The organism is Microcoleus sp. Pol1C5 (assembly GCF_036701115.1).
Classification (GTDB): Bacteria; Cyanobacteriota; Cyanobacteriia; order Cyanobacteriales; family Microcoleaceae; genus Microcoleus.
Map to the genome: position 1 here is coordinate 1 of NZ_JAUBQE010000011.1, position 16,909 is coordinate 16,909.

A 16,909-nucleotide genomic window follows, 5' to 3' on the forward strand; every position below is an offset into this window, starting at 1 on the left:
CTGTGAGATTGCCGTTGCGATTGTTGCCTCAAGAGTTGACTTCGGCAATCAATTTAAAGTCAACTGTTTTGGTAGGGCCTTTAAACCCCTCAAATGATACCGTCCCCTCTCTCGAAGGCTTGCACGTTTTAGCTGTAGACGATCGGCTCGATACCAGGGAACTCTTAGAATTTGTGCTCAAAAGCTACGGGGCGGAAGTTTCGACGGTGGAATCTGCCAGAAGTGCGATCGTTGCTATGAAGGAAAACCCCGGCAGATATGACGTGCTAATCTCGGATATCGGAATGCCAGAGGATGATGGGTATTTCTTAATTCGAGAAGTGCGAGCTCTTGCAGCAGAAGCCGGAGGAGAAATTCCCGCCGTTGCGCTGACTGCTTATGCGAGCGATCGAGAACGCGAAAAGGCGATCGAAGCTGGTTTTCAAATACATATTTCCAAACCTGTTCAGCCCGATCAAATAGCATTAATAGTTGCCAATTTAGCGGGAAGATATTAATTTTTTTGGAGTTTTGATTTATGATATTTGAGATTAGATTAGGCAGTTAAACTCTTGTCCCCCCCTTCTTAAGGGGGGTTAGGGGGGATCGATCCGAGATTAGGAGGATGATGACCAAATTAAACGACTCGAATTTCCACCTACCTTACAACCCAAAACTCATCTCTATCGCCAAGGAACTTCGGAAAAATCCAACTCCAGCCGAAAAGAAACTTTGCCAAGATTTTCTCATAAATTTCCCTTTTAGAGTTTTGAGACAGATCCCGATCGACAATTTTATTGTAGATTTTTATTGTGCTGCTTTAAGATTGGTAATTGAGGTTGATGGCGAAAGTCATTTTACCGAATAGGGGAAACAATATGATGCGGAAAGAACAGGGATTTTCGAGGGGTATGGACTGCAAGTCGTCAGGTTTACGAATGTTGATGTGTTGCAGTGTTTTGAGGGAGTTTGTCAGGAGTTGTTGAGTGTGTGCGATCGTCATTCTTAGCGCCAGATCCCCCCTAACCCCTTTTAATAAGGGGGGGACAAGAGTGCGATCGGGCATCTCGTAATAGTTAAGGCCAGATCCCCCCTAACTCCCCTTAATAAGGGGGGGACAAGAGAGTTAGGTTGCGCTAAAAACAATTGCTAAAAATACCACAATATGAGAGTATACAAAAAAATATAATAATTACGGAGTTCAGATTCTTGGTAAATATTAAATGTCGGGGCATTACTTTCTCAAATATCGAAGCCGTAATCTTTGACAAAGACGGCACTCTAGAGGATTCTCAAGAGTTTTTAAGACTGTTGGGGATGAAGCGAGCGCGCCTCGCAGACGCTCAAATTCCGGGGGTTGGAGAGCCTTTACAAATGGCTTTTGGCATCGAAAGCGGCAGCATTGACCCCACGGGCTTGCTAGCAGTCGGTAGTCGCAGGGAAAATGAGATTGTTGCAGCGGGCTACATCGCGGAAACCGGCAGGGGATGGCTGGAATCTTTAACTATTGCGCGCCGCGCTTTTGACGAAGCTGACGAAATGTTTAAACATAGTGCTGTTTCTCCTTTATTTGTCGGCAGTTTGGAAGTGCTGAAATATCTTTCGGAAGCGGGTTTAAAACTGGGAATTCTTTCGGCGGCTACAACGGAGGTTGTGCAGAAATTTGTGAAACACCACGCATTAGGTGACTACATTCAGTTAGAAATGGGAGTGGATTCAACGGTTCACAAACCCGATCCGAAATTGTTTTTGGAAGCTTGTGAGAAACTCGGAGTAAATCCCGCAGCAACTTTAATGGTGGGAGATTCAGCGGGCGATATTCAGATGGGTAAAAATGCGGTCGCGGCTGGCTGTATCGGGATTTGTTGGGGGAAGGCCCAGGCTAGTCATTTGGAAAATGCGGATGTGGCGATCGCATCTTTGGATGAAATTAAAATTTTAGCAGATTGAGCAAACATGACATCGCCTGGGCAGGTTTTGCTTGGGAAAATCTCGCTTGTAGCTGAGTCCAGATCCCCCCTAACCCCCCTTAAGAAGGGGGGGACAAGAGTGTTCAAAGTCTCCCTTTTTAACGGGGAAGAGTCTTCTGTTTCGTCCCCCCGTTAAGAAAGGGAGACAAGAAATAGCATTCAAAGTCCCCCTTCTTAAGGGGGATTTAGGGGGATCTGGCCTCGGCTATAAGCGAGAGATACAAAGGTTTTTAATCTTAAGTTAACACGATAAAAAGCATTGCCGTTTCCCTACAGCTAACAACGCAAACCCAGAATTACGACATCTCTTTCAACGCCGTCAAGTTCGGCAACTTGTGGCATATATCCCCAGCGCTGAAAGCCAAATTTTTCAAACAATCTTACACTCGGCTGATTGTGAGCAAAAATTATTCCTATGAGAGTTTTAAGCTTCAATTCTGAACTCCGCACAATTGCCGATTGCAATAAATTTTGTCCGATTCCGCAGCGTTGGCGATCGGGTGCGACGTAGATGCTAACTTCTGCTGTATGCTGATAGGCGGCGCGTCCGTAGAAAAGCTGAAAACTCAGCCAGCCAACAATATTTTGTTCTGATTCCATTACCAAAATCGGCCAGGAATTGGGCGAGTGTTCTCTGTACCACGGGAGGCGGCTTTCAACTGAGACTGGTTTTAAATCTGCTGTGGCCATTCTGCCCGGTATTGCTGCGTTATATATTTGGACAATTGCTGGCAAATCGCTTTCTTCTGCGTCGCGAATTTTCATCGTTGGGTTGGCTGTTGACGGTTGACTGTTAACTAATGACTAATAACTAAGGACTCTTGTACAGTTCCATAATATCGCTGAGGGCCATTCTTGAATTTGGTCCCAAAGTCAGCAGCGATGTGTGTCCTCGCTGCAAGTGTTCTGCCGCCGCACAGCCGATCATTGCGGCGTTGTCCGTACAATATTTTAATGGCGGAAACAATACTCGCAAGTTGTGTTTTGCTGCTGCTGCTTGTAAGTGTTTTCGGAGTCCGCTGTTTGCTGCAACTCCCCCGCCCACTACAATAGTGGTAAGCCCGAAATTTACCGCACAGTCGATCGCTCTTTTTGTTAAACCCTTGGCTACTGTTTCCTGAAAGCTGGCCGCAATATCATTAATTGTAGAGGCAGGCAAGAACCCTTCCTCATCCACATTGTTATTTTGTTTCTTGAGTTTCTGTACTAATTGCAAAACTGCGGTTTTCAAGCCGCTAAAACTGCTGTCGTAGGGATGGTAGCCGCCACCAGGCAAGGAAATTCTGCCTTCTGGTAGAGGATATGCTTGGGGATTGCCAAGGGCGGCCAATTTGTCAATCAGCGGCCCGCCCGGATATCCTAGCTGCAACAGTCTCGCAACTTTATCAAAAGCTTCGCCGGCAGCGTCGTCGCGCGTGTGTCCTACTGTTTCATAAACGCCGCAATCTTTGACATAAATAAAGCTAGTGTGTCCCCCGGAAACTAACAAACACAAAAACGGTGGCTGCAAGTCGGGTTCGGTAAGGTAAGAAGCGTAGATGTGCCCTTCGAGGTGGTGGACGCCTAAAAAAGGTTTTTGATGGACTATTGCCAAGCTTTTCGCCGCTGTCAGCCCGACTAACAATGCACCTACTAAACCGGGGGCACAAGTCGCTGCAATGCCGTCAATTTCTGACCAACTGAGGTTTGCTTCACCGAGACACTGGGCAATTACCTGATTGAGCATTTCTAGGTGACTCCGCGAAGCCACTTCCGGCACAACCCCACCAAACTGCTCGTGGATTTTAATTTGCGATGCTACAACATTGCTGCAAACTTGACGATTCTTAACAATTGCTGCTGCTGTTTCGTCACAACTTGTTTCGATTGCGAAAATGGTTGCCATTAACTGGTAATTTTATTTGATAGGTTAGTTATTGCTAGCTTAACTAATTCGGCGCAAGTCCCCCGCTCTACCTGTACTCAGGTTATTGTTAAGGGATTTTTGCCCGCTCGACAGGTAAGGTCATCATCTGATGCAAGGAAGGAATATCCTCGCGGTATTGCTAGCTCAGCATTGACCTATGAAAACGCTAATCCCTCATTCTATTGGGATTTGCTGCATCAATGATGGATACTTTACACTGTCAACAAACACGGTAATCTGGATTCCAGATCGGCAAGTTGAAATGCTTGTACAAAAACTTATTGTTTTGTAACAAAAGGAAACAATTCCATGCGACGATTGTTTGCTGCAATTTTAGTGTTGAGTGTCTGGATCAGTTTTGCTCCAGTTGCTTCGGCTTACAATTTAGTGCCGTGCAAGGACTCTCCCGAATTCAAGGAACTGGCTAAAAATGCACGTTCTACCAATGGCGACCCGGCATCTGCGAAAGCAAGATTCGATCGCTATTCCCAAGCTATGTGCGGCCCGGAAGGATACCCGCACTTAATCGTAGACGGCAACTTGAGCAAAGCAGGGGACTTCTTGATTCCTAGCATACTGTTCTTGTATATCGCAGGTTGGATTGGTTGGGTGGGCCGTTCTTATCTGCAAGTTACCAAAAAATCAGCAACCCCAGAGGAAAAAGAGATTATTATCGACGTTCCTTTGGCAATCAAATGTATGCTGAGCGGCGTTTTATGGCCTCTGGCAGCTCTCACATCAATCACCAGCGGTGAAATGTTTGCGAAGGACGACGAAATTACTGTTTCCCCCCGCTAAAATTGGGAAATGGAGAAGAGCTAATAGCTAACAGTTAATTCATTAACTGGAAATTAGCAATTAGCCATAGACCGATCGGCAATTACCAACTGTCTCGAATTTTCAGGAGCAGAATTCATGCAATACTTTGTCAAGTTTCTTTCGACAGCACCAGTATTGGCTATCCTTTGGATATCTATTCAAGCTGCGGCTTTAATTGAATTTAACCGCTTTTTCCCAGACCTGCTTTTCCATCCAATGCCTTAAGATTTGAGGCCAATTAGGTTGCAAAACCTAGGAGGTAAAAGTTGAGAGTTTTGATTTTTGAATTATGAGTTACAGGTTAATTTAAAGCTCAAATATCAAAACTCTCAAACCATACCAGTTCGTGCTAGACAGCGTATAACTGGGTAAAATCCAAGGATATCAACTATTTAGTTATCAAATTAGTTACCAATGACTAATGATTACTGACTAATGACTAATGACTAATGACTAATATTGTGAATCGATGAAGTCTTATCTCGCCGCAGCAATTCAAATGACTAGCTTGCCTGACCTGCAAAAAAATTTGGTTCAGGCAGAGGAATTAATCGACCTGGCAGTGCGTCGGGGTGCCGAGTTAGTTTCCTTACCAGAAAATTTCTCGTTTATGGGCGAAGAGGAGGAAAAGATTGCTTTAGCAGAGGCGATCGGACTCCAAAGCGAAAAATTCCTCAAAACGATGGCCCAACGGTTCCAGGTAACGATTCTGGGCGGCGGATTTCCAGTGCCGACTCCAGGGGGAAAGGTATACAATACTTGTTTGCTGGTAGACCCAAACGGCACTGAAGTGGCAAGGTACAGAAAAGTACATTTGTTCGATGTGGATGTTCCCGACGGCATTACTTACAGGGAATCGAACACTGTGAAAGCTGGTGAAGATTTGCCGTCGGTTTATGTGTCGCCGGAGTTTGGGACGCTGGGACTTTCGGTGTGCTATGACGTGCGGTTCCCGGAAGTGTACAGGCATTTGTCGTACAAGGGGGCTGATATTTTGTTCGTGCCAGCGGCGTTTACTGCTTACACTGGCAAGGATCACTGGAAGGTTTTATTGCAAGCTAGGGCGATCGAGAATACTTGTTATATGATTGCCCCAGCACAAACTGGCCGCCACTACGGTCGCCGTCAAACTCACGGTCACGCGATGATTGTAGACCCTTGGGGTGTTGTGTTGGCGGATGCTGGAGAGGAACCGGGTGTGGCGATTGCAGAAATTAATCCCGATAGATTAGAACAAGTCCGCCGCCAGATGCCGTCGCTGCAACACCGGGTTTTTCTGTGAATGAATTTTGAGATTAATTAATCTCAAAATTTCATTTCCCGTCAGCGACAAGACCTGAAAAGTTTTTATTGTCGCGAGGAATTGTGTAGGTTCGTACACAAAAAAACTTAGCTCATGTGGGTGCGATCGACAATAATAAGCGGGTGGGGACGGATTTACGCCGATCGATGAGTGATATTGTCGATCGGACGTGACTCTGGCCCCCACAGCTTAATATATTGTTTTTTCCCGCCGATGAACGGCCAATAACTCGCGATAAAATATCTAATGCAGGTTCAATGGGCGTGCACTTCTGCTAAAAGGCGAATTGGCGAAAGTAGAATTGCACGAAATGCGTCTTTTTGGAGAAATGAAACACACTCTTTCGGTTTTAGTTGAAGATGAAGCGGGTGTCCTCACTCGAATTGCTGGTTTGTTTGCCCGTCGGGGTTTTAATATTGAAAGTCTGGCCGTTGGCCCGGCGGAACAAGGAGGAGTGTCTCGGATTACGATGGTTGTACCGGGAGATGACCAAATTATCGAGCAGTTGACAAAGCAACTGTACAAGTTGATTAACGTGCTTAAAGTTCAGGATATAACGGAAATTCCCTGTGTGGAACGGGAGTTGATGTTGCTGAAAGTTAATGCTGCTAGCGGGACGCGATCGGAGATCATTGAGTTAGCTCAAATTTTTAGAGCGCGAGTTGTGGATATTGGTGATGATACGCTGACATTGGAAGTGGTGGGAGATCCCGGTAAAATGGTGGCGATCGTCCAGGTTCTGAATAGATTTGGGATTAAGGAAATTGCTCGTACTGGGAAAATTGCCCTGACGCGGGAGTCGGGGGTAAATACTGAGTTTCTCAAGTCTTTGGAAGCGAAAGTTTAAGGAAGAAGGAAGAAGGAAGTTCGGCAACGGATTCTGTAACGGATGTAACGGATGTCAGTCCGAAGGAAGAAGGAAGAAGGTTTTAACTTCCACTTGCTAATTTCTAATTTCTAATTTCCAATTCCCGATTCCCGATTCCGAATTAGCAATTCCCAATGACTAATGACTCCTGACTCATTACCACTTGGGTTGACTTTCTATCAAAAGTGTGGCTGCGATGCTGTCTATCGGCTTTGAGAAAAAGTATCCTTGTCCGTATTCGCATTGCAGCGCTCTGAGTAAATTAAGCTGTTCGATAGTTTCAATGCCTTCAGCAATTACATCCATACCTAAATGACTCGCTAAAATTAAAATAGTCTGTACAATCGCTTCGTTGCCTTCATCTTCAGTCATGCGGCTGACAAAAGCTCGATCGATTTTTAAAGCATCAGTTGGAAAAGTGTGCAGGCGGCTCAAAGAAGAATAGCCCGTTCCGAAATCGTCAATATATAATTGAATTTCTAAATTTTTCAATTCCGCGAGGATAGCCACTGCAGATTCGGAATTCTCCATGATGACGCCTTCAGTAATTTCTACCTTTAAAGTGCGGGGGTCAAGCTGAGTTTCTTGTAAAATTTCGCGAATGCGATCGATTAAATCCGGTTGTTTAAATTGTTGATTAGAAAGGTTGACGCTGACAGTCAACGGCGGATTGGCTGGGAATTTTTGGTGCCACTCGTGGATCTGATGACAAGCCGATCGCATCATCCACCAGCCCATAGGTATAATCAATCTAGTTTCTTCAGCTACTAAAATAAACTCGCCAGGAGATACGACACCCCGCTGCGGGTGATACCACCGCAGCAGCGCTTCAAAACCGCTGATTTTACCGGTAATTAGAGAGACGATGGGCTGATAGTAAAGCTGAAATTCCTGGCAGTCTAAAGCGCGTCGCAGGTCGTTTTCCAGTTGCAAAAGGGCGACGGCGCGAGTGTGCATACTTAAGTCAAAAACTTCGTGGCGAGCTTTGCCCAATCCCTTAGCATGATACATGGCAGCATCTGCATCTCGGAGCAGTTCTTCCGGTCGATCGTACAATATCGACAACGGGACATTGCGAACAGGAGAGTCGGAAGATAAGCAAGACAAAGAAGTTTCCCGATCTATATTTCCCAGATTTTCGGGGCTCGACAGTTTGCGGGTTTCCGTTGGACACGGAGGAACACCAGAACAAACAATCCCAATGCTAGCACTGGTAAAAACTTGATACTCGTTAAGGTAAAAAGGCTCTGCCAGTTCCGCTTGCACTCGTTCGGCAATCTGGATCGCATCCTCGGTGCTTTTGATATTTTCCAGCAAAATAGCGAATTCGTCGCCGCCGAGACGGGCAACAGTATCTCCAGCGCGCAAACAGATTCCCAGGCGCTGCGCGATCGCGATCAGCAACCGATCGCCCACTAAATGCCCCAAACTGTCGTTAACAACCTTAAAGCGATCGAGATCGATAAACAGCACCGCAAATAAAATCTCGGGACGGCGTTTTGAAAGATCGATCGCGTGTCCCAAGCGATCCATAAATAAAGATCGGTTGGGCAAACCGGTTAGCATATCGTGCAAAGCATCGTGTACTAACTTATCTTCGGCTATTTTGCGGAGGGTGATATCCTCGACAGTGCCTTCGTAGTAAAGTAAATTTCCGTCAGGGTCGCGAACTGCCCGGCCGTTCTCGGAAACCCAGATAGTAGTGCCGTCAGCGCGGTAAACTTGGGACTCGAACTCAGACACAAAACCGTGTTTTTCGATCGCGCGCAAAAACTCCCCACGTCGGTTGGGATCGACGTAGAGTTGGCGGTCTATGTCTTGGATATTCGCGATCAATTCGGTGGCCGACTCGTAGCCGTAAATTCTTGCCAAAGCAGGGTTAGCGCTGAGGTAGCGTCCGTCGGGCGTTGTCTGAAAAATGCCTTCGATCGCATTTTCAAAGATACTGCGGTATTTCTCTTCCGCCTGTTGCAGCGCGAATTCGGCCTGCTTGCGATCGGTGATATCGGTCAACGTGCCGAGATAGCCTAGAACTTCCCCGCTTTTGGTCATTTCTGGCACTGCTTGCCAAAATACCCAGGTTGTGAAGTCACCGTTGCAAAAGCGATACTCTAACTTACAGGGCAACTTGTCTGTGACAGCGCGATACCACTGGCTCAAAACCCGCTCGCGGTCTTCCGGATGCAAACTTTGCGCCCAACCTTCGCCTAGTGCCTTTGGCGCAGTCAGTCCCGCCATCTCCAAAAATCGCTCATTGACATACAAGCAATCTCCAGCAGCGTCGGCGCGGAAAATCCCGACCGGCAGTATTTTTGCCAAGGTGTAATAGCGGTATTCGCTTTCTAGCAGCGCGCTGGCAGCTACTTTCGTCTCTGTGATATCAAACATTGCGCCTTGAAGGATGACAGACTTGCTTGCTTCATCGCGAACTGCGGTTGCTTGATCGCGGAACCAGACGACTCGGCCGTTGCGGGCGATCGCGCGGTATTCTGAAACCAGCGACCCCTCGCAGAAGATATCTTCTCCATCGGTGAATTTCTGTGTAGCGTTTTCAACTAACACGCGGTCGCGGTCTTCTGGGTGAACAAGTTTCAGCCACAAGTCGGGATCTGCTCTCCATTCAGCTACAGAATAACCTAGAAAAGTTTCTATTTGCGGGCTGATGTAAAGTTTGGCAGCCTTGCGGTTGAGGGGAGAAATGTAGGTGACAGCGGGCATTTGTTCTACCAGGGCGCAGTATTTCGCTTCTACAGTGGACAGTGCTGCTTCCAGGCGTTGCCGCTCTAATTCGGCGGCGGCCCGTCCCGCAAAGATGCTGAGAATTAATCGGAATTTGGCAAGATGTGCTTCCACCAAGGGTCGATCGTGAAAAATACAAATAATGCCTAAAGGTTCGCCGTAAGAATTTTTCAGCAAGACTCCCAGGAAACTGCGCGCACCTGTAACTACCGGTCTGCGGTCTTCTGGAAAGGTTTCACAGAGGTGGTCGGGACAGGAATACATTCCCGCCTCCAGCACCCGCGCTTCGGGAGTATTGGCGGCGTCGCACTCAAAGTTTGGCTGTTGCTGCCCGTCGCTCCAAAAACTGATAAGTTGCAATCTATCGGCAGCAGCATCGGTGCGTGCCTTCGACTTAATCGATTTGGCAGCGATGGCGGTGCGAACTCCCAGTGCTGAGGCTAAGTGGCAAACTAAAGCATCAAAAAATTCTGCCCCCCCCGGCGAATCAGTACCCGCTAGGATTTCGCCCAACAAATCTTCCTCTAATTGTGCGAAACCATTAACTTTGGGAGGGTTCTCGGCATTCGGGCGATCGGGATTGTCTCCCATCGAACCCGAAATGCCCAGACTTAGGGTTTTGGAGGTTTGAGGCCCCACAATAGGCGGAGAATTCACACTTAGGCGCTCTTGCTTGACCCAGAATACAGCCCGGCCCATACCTAAAACTTTACCCAAGAAGCTGTCAGTTGCCGGCCACTGATTTGGGTTGGGGAAAATCAAAAAGTTTTTCCGCATTTTCAATCTCGCAGATAAATCGTCGGGTTTTAATTCTGCCAACTGCCGTTGCTCTTGGGTTAGTGGTAGGTTGGAAGGCCTTCGGTGCCACTTGAGATAAATCGCGGACACCAAGGCTAAAATCGCCGATAATCCCAGAAAATATGCAAGAATCTCAAAGTAAAAAAATAAATCTAGCTCGAACATCGATTAGCACCGCTCGACAATTATTGTAGTTATCTGAAGCCAATCTATTTAAAAATAACTAAGTATCGTCACGGATGGGTAACGAATACAAGGTCAAATCGCCGTGAAGGCGACAAGAGAGTTAAGAGTTGACAAAAAACCGGGCAATAGTTAACATTACCCAACTTTTTGTGTTTCTTTTTGTACAGGTTCAACCCGTACAGGTGAAATTGCAAACACATATATACGGTTATGGCACTCCTCTAAGGGTGAGCTTACGTTTACTTTTATAATCATATTTAACGCTGCATTCACCTCAGCATTAATCCAACTTTCCTTGAAAGACCTAAACCACCCTCGTTTACCTCTCTTACCCTGGTAAGACTCTTGCTTACCGACAGGCTCTAAATCCAAAAAGATGCACTTATTTGTATAAGATGCTTGTGTAACTATTACCTTGATACCGAATAACTCAGTTTTGTAAATAATATACCTTATGATTTTGGCATGAGGAATTACAACAAATTTATGATGTTTTTTTTCTAATTTTATATTTGGTTTCTTCCTCACATTTGTGCCAATAATTAACTGGATTATTTTCTCACCAACCAACCGCTTGACAATCAAACTGCTGGTTTGATGAAGGTAGTTTTCTAATCGCTGGTTTCGATTAAAGGTGATTTGCTGGATTTGGCGCGTGTTAGATTTTCCCTGGTCACGTTTTGACAGTAAAAATGCTCGGCGCTGATGGCAACATGGATTAATTGATTTGAGATGTTTTTTATGATATATTGTTGGAGTAAATGTTGGCTTAGTGGATGGCAAAGCAACGAAGCAATCAATGCGTAAATATATACCTGCTATGAGGTGATAATTTAAATCCACCAAAGTTACAAGCTTTTGATGGGCAGCCTCAACAAAGTAGAGCGCTGTTTCAAGACCTATCCTTACCTTGATGACATTTTGGGATTTTGTAGAAATTATTATGTCACTTTGAGAGAAATGAAGTAGTCCATTATTTTTGTCACCTCCCTTTTTTTCTATGGACTGGTTATCCTGAATTAACAATTGACGTTCCCAGATTTTATGTTTGTATTGGGGGATGCTGGGGAGGAATGAAAATCGAGGTAGAGGTGGGTCATCAGCTATTCTTGAATTTTTGCAATCGGCCCAATTTATAACAACTTGATTGCTAATTTTAGCAGGTAATGATTGAGAGTAGTATGTAGGTTTTAGGATAGCAGATAACTGTTTGATAATTCTAGTACCGCCAACTTTAGTTCCAGAATTAAACAAGTGTTTCCTCATATAATATTTACCGTCGTTGTAGAGACTTCTCGACATAAACGATAAGTAATCAAGTTGTTTATAAAACTGATGCTGCCGATCTATGTACGGCCTTTCAACAACAATCATAAATTTTGGGATAAACGATTTTTTTTTGTTGCTTTGCTAAGCAATGTACAATAAAGTCTAGGGATTATCTGATCTAGTGTAACACCCATGATGAAAGCGATCGTTTTTCAAACCCCCGGCAGCCCGTCCGTATTGAAACTACAACATATCCCTGCCCCTACTATACAAAGAGAAACTGAAGTTTTGGTACGGTTGCGAGCGGCGGGTATCAATCCGATCGATACTAAGTTGCGATCGCGCGGCACTTTTTACCCCGATAAAGCTCCTCACGTTTTGGGGTGCGACGGTGCTGGAGTCGTAGAGTCTGTCGGTGCTGGCGTGCAAAGTTTCCAAGTGGGAGACGAGGTTTTTTTCTGCAATGGCGGTTTGGGCGGGTCGATCGGTACTTATGCTGAGTTTGCCGTTGTAGACGAACGCTTTCTCGCCCTCAAGCCTGCTGCTTTAAGTTTTGCTGAGGCGGCAGCGGCACCATTAGTTTTAATTACAGCTTGGGAATCGCTGTACGATCGAGGGCGCTTGCAAGCCGGCCAAAAAGTGCTGGTTCAAGCTGGTGCAGGCGGTGTCGGCCACGTCGCGGTACAGTTGGCGAAATTACAGGGGGCAGAGGTTTGCACGACTGTTAGTTCTGAGGAAAAAGCCAATTTTGTCAAGCACTTAGGTGCAGATTCAGTTATTTTATACAAAAATACCAATGTTGTCGATGAGGTTTTGACTTGGACTCAAGGACAAGGAGTTGATTTGGCTTTCGATACAGTCGGGGGAGAAACTTTTTATCAAACTATTCCGGCTGTGAAGATTTATGGAGATTTGGTAACAATTTTGGAACCCGATCCAGCTTTGGGCAATTTGAAAACAGCGAGAATGCGGAATCTGAGAATTAGTCTGGAATTAATGTTAACACCGATGCTGGAATGTTTGGTGGAGGAACAGGAACAGCAGGCTCATATTTTGCAGAAGTGTGCTCGTTTGTGCGATCGCAACTTGCTAAAAATTCATGTCACCAAAACTTTCCCTCTCGAAGAAGCGCCAGCCGCTCACGAACTGTTAGAAACAGGCTCAGTAACCGGTAAAATAGTGCTTGAAATTGGGGTTTAAAAATGCGGATTTTTAAATAAAAAATTCACAACTGATATCATTTCCGGTCGGGAAACCGCGATTTTTGTAGGGCGGGTTCACCAAGAAGACCTGCCAATAATTGACAATCTCAAAAACTCGCCCCGACCGGGATATTATCCTTAATCGCTCGGACATGATATGAAATTCTTGGAGAGAAATGTGCAAAATCATGGTTAATAATTTTGAGATAGTTCTGGCTAATTCAACGACCAAGGTAAATCTTGCTTTTATATCAAATCCGTTGGCATCGGAATGATTCATCTCTCTCTTCCCTTTCTCTGTATCCTCTGCGCCCTCTGCGGTTTAATCATTCCAATACAACCAGAATTCATATTATTACGCTGATGATTAAAAGGCTGGCAGCCTAAAAGATGTCAAATCGGTTCTATAAACAAGAGCGAAAACCGCATAGGAAAAATGCCGCTGTCGATCGAGAAATTTGGCGGTCAAGTGCTGAATTTAACACGACCAAAGGCACGGCGCCGTGTCCTAATGTTGGATAACTAACGGCGATTCACTTGTAACCAAATTTCCAGCGTCACCAGCAGCCACAGCTTCAGCCCATAGCGGGGAAAAACTTCGCCACGATAGTTTAGCCACTCGCGGATTAGTGTTAGATCGAGGTAAGGCGCGATCGCCGCATGACGATTCAGCAGCAACGATCGCGCTTGCCGCTGCCAATCCCTCAAAAACCACTGCTGCATCGACATCACCATGCCACTTTTCGGACGGTTGACAATGACATCGGGCAGCAAATCCGCCACAGCAGCCTTGAGAACCGCTTTTTCCTGCGCGCCCGAAAGCTTATATTCTGGCGGAATTTGCAAACTCAGCGCTACCATCCGCGCATCGAATAGGGGCGATCGAGCTTTTAGTCCCGCCGCAGCCGTGAGATTATTCACCTTGGTCAAAATGTAATCGGCTCCTTTAAACTCAATGTTGAGCCGCATCAGCCGATTCAAAAACGTCGTTTCTGTCTGTTGCAATTCCTCAGCAAAGACGGAAGGCGCATTCTTCACCTTTTCCAAAACCTCCGGCTTCAGCAAACGTGGCAAATCCACATAGCATTTTTGAAACGAAGTCAAGTAAGCTGCGATCGGATCTGGTTTACCCTGAATAGAACCATACAAACTGTTGAGTAACATCGGCTTATTTTTCGGCCCGCCAAAGCACGGATCGCCGCCTTCGCCATTTAGTACCACGTCTGCGAATTGCTTTGCCGATCGCCCCAACAGCAAATTTGGCACCGTCAAGCCTTCCCCCACCGGATCATCCATCGCCGCCAGCGTTTCCGGCAGCAACTCCCAAATTTGCTGCGGCGAAACTTCCAAAACGTGGTGTTCAGTGCCACAATGCGCTGCGACGATGTTAGCAAATTCAATCTCGCTGGGATATTGAGCGCCAAAGTGCATCGAGAAAGTGTGTACCGGACGATCGTGCAGCCTTGTGGCGATCGCCGCGACGCAACTTGAGTCAATCCCGCCCGAAAGATATGCTGCGACTGGTTCTCCCGGTGGTAGCGCTTCCTGCACCAGTTGTTCCAAAAGCGATCGCACTTGTTGACTGTGCCATTCCAAAGGGCGATCGGCGTTAGTAATGTGCTCCTGTGGCTGCCAGTATCTCTGCGCCTCAACATCCGGTAAGTACAAATAGCTACCGGGCCGCAACTCTCGCACCGCTTCCCACAGCGTTTGTGCTCCGGGTACAAACGCACAGCACAAGTAGTCGCGCAAAGCAACTAAATCAAGTTCTCGATCGTGATACGGATTGAGCGATCGCAGTCGAGGCGCAATCCACCGAGTCGTTCCTGTACGGGTGTAATAGAGCGTTTTGGCTCCCACGCGATCGCGCCCCAGACACAAGGTTTTCTCCTCTCTATCCCACACAGCAAGGGCAAATTGTCCTTCCAGTAAGCTCAAAGTTTGAGGGCCTGACTGTTCCCATAGCCGCCCGACGATCGCCAAATCGGTCAATCCATCTGTGTCAATCTGTTGTTTGAGCGTGGGGGTGCGATCGAAGCAGCAGTCACCTACTAGCACAAATCGCTGATTGGGGCTGAAGGTGGGTTCAGCTCCGATTATGGCAAAACCGGAAGTTTCCCAAGTTGCAGGGTGCGATCGGGCTTCTGGCCCCCAAGCAATCACCCAATGAGGGTAGATAGACTTCTGAGTCTGCATTTTAAATAAAACATCTCCCATAATTAATTATTGTGGAACAGGCCGGAAAGCCTGTTCAAAACAGGCAATTCTTGCGATGAATATTACATTAAAAAACGTTTGAAAGTAACTTATAAATCAAGCGAAAAATAGCTGTTCCAGCGATCGCACCCAAAGCACCCAACCATCCCACAAATAACACGCCAGTGATCGGAGAATTTGGATAAATCGCAACTGCAGCCGTCTGTAAAACGGGGAAAAACCACAGTAAAGCCACAGTACCTGCACCAATAATCAACATCTCAGTTTGTTCGATCGCCCTGCGGTACTGCCCGTAAATCAAACCCGCCACAATCATCCCCAACAATCCGATACTCAAGCCAGGAGACGGCAGCAAACTCGTCAGGGCGATCGCCAGCACCCCCGCCTCAAAACCCGTAAACGCTGCCCCCGACAAAACCTCCCAAATCGAAAAAGTCGCTCTCTGCGAAGATTGCAGCGCTCCTGGATGAGTCGCAGGAACAGGCACAGGAGGCTGCTGAGTCGGTGGTAGCTGCTGAGTCGGTAGGGGAGTCGGAGTCCGTAGGGTCGGCTGCTGCACGACGATGTTAGGCTGTTGAGGCCCAGACATCAGAGCCGCTTCCACCTGGGCCGCAGATTGAAAACGCTGGCTGGGAGCTGATAATAACATTCGATCGAGAACGTGAGCCAAACGCGAACTTACCTGCACCCGCGACTGCCAATTCCACTCGTTTCTGTAACTATCAAACAACTCCGTCGGCTGCAAACCACTCAGCAAAGTAATACAAGTCACAGCCAAAGCATACAAATCCGTTGCCGGATAAACTTCTTGCCCGCTCATCTGTTCTGGCGGAGCGTAACCCAAAGAATAAATACCAGTCGAAGCTTTTGCACTCCCAACACTTTGTGTTACTTGTTTAACAGCCCCAAAATCTAATAAATAAAGCCGACCGTTTTTACCCCGCATAATATTAGCAGGTTTTATATCCCGGTGAATCGAACCGCGAGAGTGGACAAAATCGAGAACCTTCAAAATTTCCCGCAGCACCTCCACCGTTTCCGCCTCCGAAAACCTGCCTTTAACAGCTAGTTCATCCTCCAAATTTTTACCGTCAATAAATTCTTGAACCAGATAGAAAAACTGATCGTTTTTTCCCGGCTGCAAACTCGCAACAGTCAGCTCAAAAAAAGCCAGCAAACTCGGAATTTGGGAATGTTCGTTTCCCAGTTCTTCCAGCACCGCCGCTTCCCGTTCAAACAGAGTTTGAGCGATTTTTAGCTGGGGCGGAGTCAGACTTACCGACGGCTGCAAAAGTTTAGCAACGCACTGCCGCATCGCCGGAGTATCGCGGTCTCTGGCCAAAAAAGCCGCCCCAAAACCGCCTTGACCCAATAACCTCACGGGCAAATAGCGGCCCCTCAAAATTAGGGGCATCCCGCAAGCCGTGCAAAACTTTTGCTGCACCGTTTTCAGCAGCGAACTGTCATTGAGGTCGGGAAAATAGTTTTGAGGGCGCGGGCAGCCCGGGCGGGTGCAGTAAACTTCCATTTTTGTTTGCTAAGAAGAGGGAAGAGGGAAGAAGGAAGAGGGAAGAAGGAAGAGGGAAGAGGGAAGAAAAAGTGATTGTTAAATCAGATTTCGATTTCTCAACTAACCGCGAACTGCTAACTGCC

13 protein-coding genes and 1 pseudogene are annotated in these 16,909 nt (G+C 46.7%); 8 read left to right on the forward strand and 6 right to left on the reverse strand.

Annotated elements, in window-relative coordinates; genetic code table 11:
- The 3 genes and pseudogenes from QUA23_RS08390 to QUA23_RS08400 all read left to right on the forward strand — a co-directional run.
- A partial coding sequence (locus QUA23_RS08390; protein WP_333110342.1) for a response regulator occupies window positions 1-497 on the forward strand: 497 nt, incomplete at its 5' end.
- Between the two features lie 110 nt (window positions 498-607).
- Window positions 608-988, forward strand: a pseudogene (locus QUA23_RS08395) (endonuclease domain-containing protein).
- A 200-nt stretch (window positions 989-1,188) separates the two neighbouring features.
- On the forward strand, window positions 1,189-1,929 hold the full coding sequence (locus tag QUA23_RS08400; RefSeq protein WP_333073824.1) for an HAD family hydrolase: 741 nt from the start codon (window positions 1,189-1,191) through the stop codon (window positions 1,927-1,929).
- 296 nt (window positions 1,930-2,225) lie between these two features.
- On the opposite strand, the gene QUA23_RS08405 is transcribed toward QUA23_RS08400, so the two are convergent.
- Together QUA23_RS08405 and tsaD are read right to left on the reverse strand one after the other, a co-directional pair.
- On the reverse strand, window positions 2,226-2,714 hold the full coding sequence (locus QUA23_RS08405; protein ID WP_333073825.1) for an N-acetyltransferase family protein: 489 nt from the start codon (window positions 2,712-2,714) through the stop codon (window positions 2,226-2,228).
- 46 nt (window positions 2,715-2,760) lie between these two features.
- Window positions 2,761-3,834, reverse strand: a complete 1,074-nt coding sequence (gene tsaD, locus QUA23_RS08410; protein ID WP_333073827.1) for a tRNA (adenosine(37)-N6)-threonylcarbamoyltransferase complex transferase subunit TsaD — start codon at window positions 3,832-3,834, stop codon at window positions 2,761-2,763.
- Between the two features lie 330 nt (window positions 3,835-4,164).
- On the opposite strand from tsaD, the gene QUA23_RS08415 reads away from it, so the two are divergent.
- The 4 genes from QUA23_RS08415 to ilvN all read left to right on the forward strand — a co-directional run bounded on the left by QUA23_RS08415 (window position 4,165) and on the right by ilvN (window position 6,824).
- Window positions 4,165-4,653: a Photosystem I reaction center subunit III gene (locus tag QUA23_RS08415; RefSeq protein WP_333037176.1), complete on the forward strand. Its 489-nt coding sequence runs from the start codon at window positions 4,165-4,167 to the stop codon at window positions 4,651-4,653.
- Window positions 4,654-4,770: 117 nt separating this feature from the next.
- Window positions 4,771-4,899, forward strand: coding sequence for a photosystem I reaction center subunit IX (gene psaJ / locus QUA23_RS08420; protein ID WP_333037175.1), 129 nt, complete (start codon window positions 4,771-4,773; stop codon window positions 4,897-4,899).
- 244 nt (window positions 4,900-5,143) lie between these two features.
- Window positions 5,144-5,956: a carbon-nitrogen hydrolase family protein gene (locus QUA23_RS08425; RefSeq protein WP_333073828.1), complete on the forward strand. Its 813-nt coding sequence runs from the start codon at window positions 5,144-5,146 to the stop codon at window positions 5,954-5,956.
- A 349-nt stretch (window positions 5,957-6,305) separates the two neighbouring features.
- Window positions 6,306-6,824 carry an acetolactate synthase small subunit gene (gene ilvN, locus QUA23_RS08430; RefSeq protein ID WP_041622928.1) on the forward strand — a complete coding sequence of 173 codons (519 nt, stop codon included), beginning with the start codon at window positions 6,306-6,308 and terminating at the stop codon, window positions 6,822-6,824.
- Window positions 6,825-7,001: 177 nt separating this feature from the next.
- Here the strand turns inward: ilvN and QUA23_RS08435 are convergent, their stop codons facing one another.
- Together QUA23_RS08435 and QUA23_RS08440 are read right to left on the reverse strand one after the other, a co-directional pair.
- Window positions 7,002-10,547 (reverse strand): EAL domain-containing protein, encoded by a 3,546-nt coding sequence (locus tag QUA23_RS08435; RefSeq protein ID WP_333073829.1) that lies wholly within the window; start codon window positions 10,545-10,547, stop codon window positions 7,002-7,004.
- Between the two features lie 156 nt (window positions 10,548-10,703).
- Window positions 10,704-11,942, reverse strand: a complete 1,239-nt coding sequence (locus tag QUA23_RS08440) for a transposase (RefSeq protein WP_333073831.1) — start codon at window positions 11,940-11,942, stop codon at window positions 10,704-10,706.
- A 90-nt stretch (window positions 11,943-12,032) separates the two neighbouring features.
- On the opposite strand from QUA23_RS08440, the gene QUA23_RS08445 reads away from it, so the two are divergent.
- Complete coding sequence (locus QUA23_RS08445; RefSeq protein ID WP_333073975.1) at window positions 12,033-13,037, forward strand: zinc-dependent alcohol dehydrogenase family protein; 1,005 nt, start codon at window positions 12,033-12,035, stop codon at window positions 13,035-13,037.
- A 524-nt stretch (window positions 13,038-13,561) separates the two neighbouring features.
- On the opposite strand, the gene QUA23_RS08450 is transcribed toward QUA23_RS08445, so the two are convergent.
- Together QUA23_RS08450 and QUA23_RS08455 are read right to left on the reverse strand one after the other, a co-directional pair.
- Entirely contained in the window at window positions 13,562-15,256 is a 1,695-nt protein-coding gene (locus QUA23_RS08450) for an asparagine synthase-related protein (protein WP_333073833.1), read from the reverse strand.
- A gap of 67 nt (window positions 15,257-15,323) precedes the next feature.
- On the reverse strand, window positions 15,324-16,784 hold the full coding sequence (locus tag QUA23_RS08455; protein WP_333073835.1) for a serine/threonine-protein kinase: 1,461 nt from the start codon (window positions 16,782-16,784) through the stop codon (window positions 15,324-15,326).
- Between the last annotated feature and the right edge of the window lie 125 nt (window positions 16,785-16,909).

Coding starts and splice junctions, on each gene's coding strand:
- QUA23_RS08405 (WP_333073825.1), bottom strand. CDS start 2,714: ATGAAAATTCGCGACGCAGAAGAAAGCGATTTGCCAGCAATTGTCCAA.
- tsaD (WP_333073827.1), bottom strand. CDS start 3,834: ATGGCAACCATTTTCGCAATCGAAACAAGTTGTGACGAAACAGCAGCA.
- QUA23_RS08415 (WP_333037176.1), top strand. CDS start 4,165: ATGCGACGATTGTTTGCTGCAATTTTAGTGTTGAGTGTCTGGATCAGT.
- psaJ (WP_333037175.1), top strand. CDS start 4,771: ATGCAATACTTTGTCAAGTTTCTTTCGACAGCACCAGTATTGGCTATC.
- QUA23_RS08425 (WP_333073828.1), top strand. CDS start 5,144: ATGAAGTCTTATCTCGCCGCAGCAATTCAAATGACTAGCTTGCCTGAC.
- ilvN (WP_041622928.1), top strand. CDS start 6,306: ATGAAACACACTCTTTCGGTTTTAGTTGAAGATGAAGCGGGTGTCCTC.
- QUA23_RS08435 (WP_333073829.1), bottom strand. CDS start 10,547: ATGTTCGAGCTAGATTTATTTTTTTACTTTGAGATTCTTGCATATTTT.
- QUA23_RS08440 (WP_333073831.1), bottom strand. CDS start 11,942: ATGATTGTTGTTGAAAGGCCGTACATAGATCGGCAGCATCAGTTTTAT.
- QUA23_RS08445 (WP_333073975.1), top strand. CDS start 12,033: ATGAAAGCGATCGTTTTTCAAACCCCCGGCAGCCCGTCCGTATTGAAA.
- QUA23_RS08450 (WP_333073833.1), bottom strand. CDS start 15,256: ATGGGAGATGTTTTATTTAAAATGCAGACTCAGAAGTCTATCTACCCT.
- QUA23_RS08455 (WP_333073835.1), bottom strand. CDS start 16,784: ATGGAAGTTTACTGCACCCGCCCGGGCTGCCCGCGCCCTCAAAACTAT.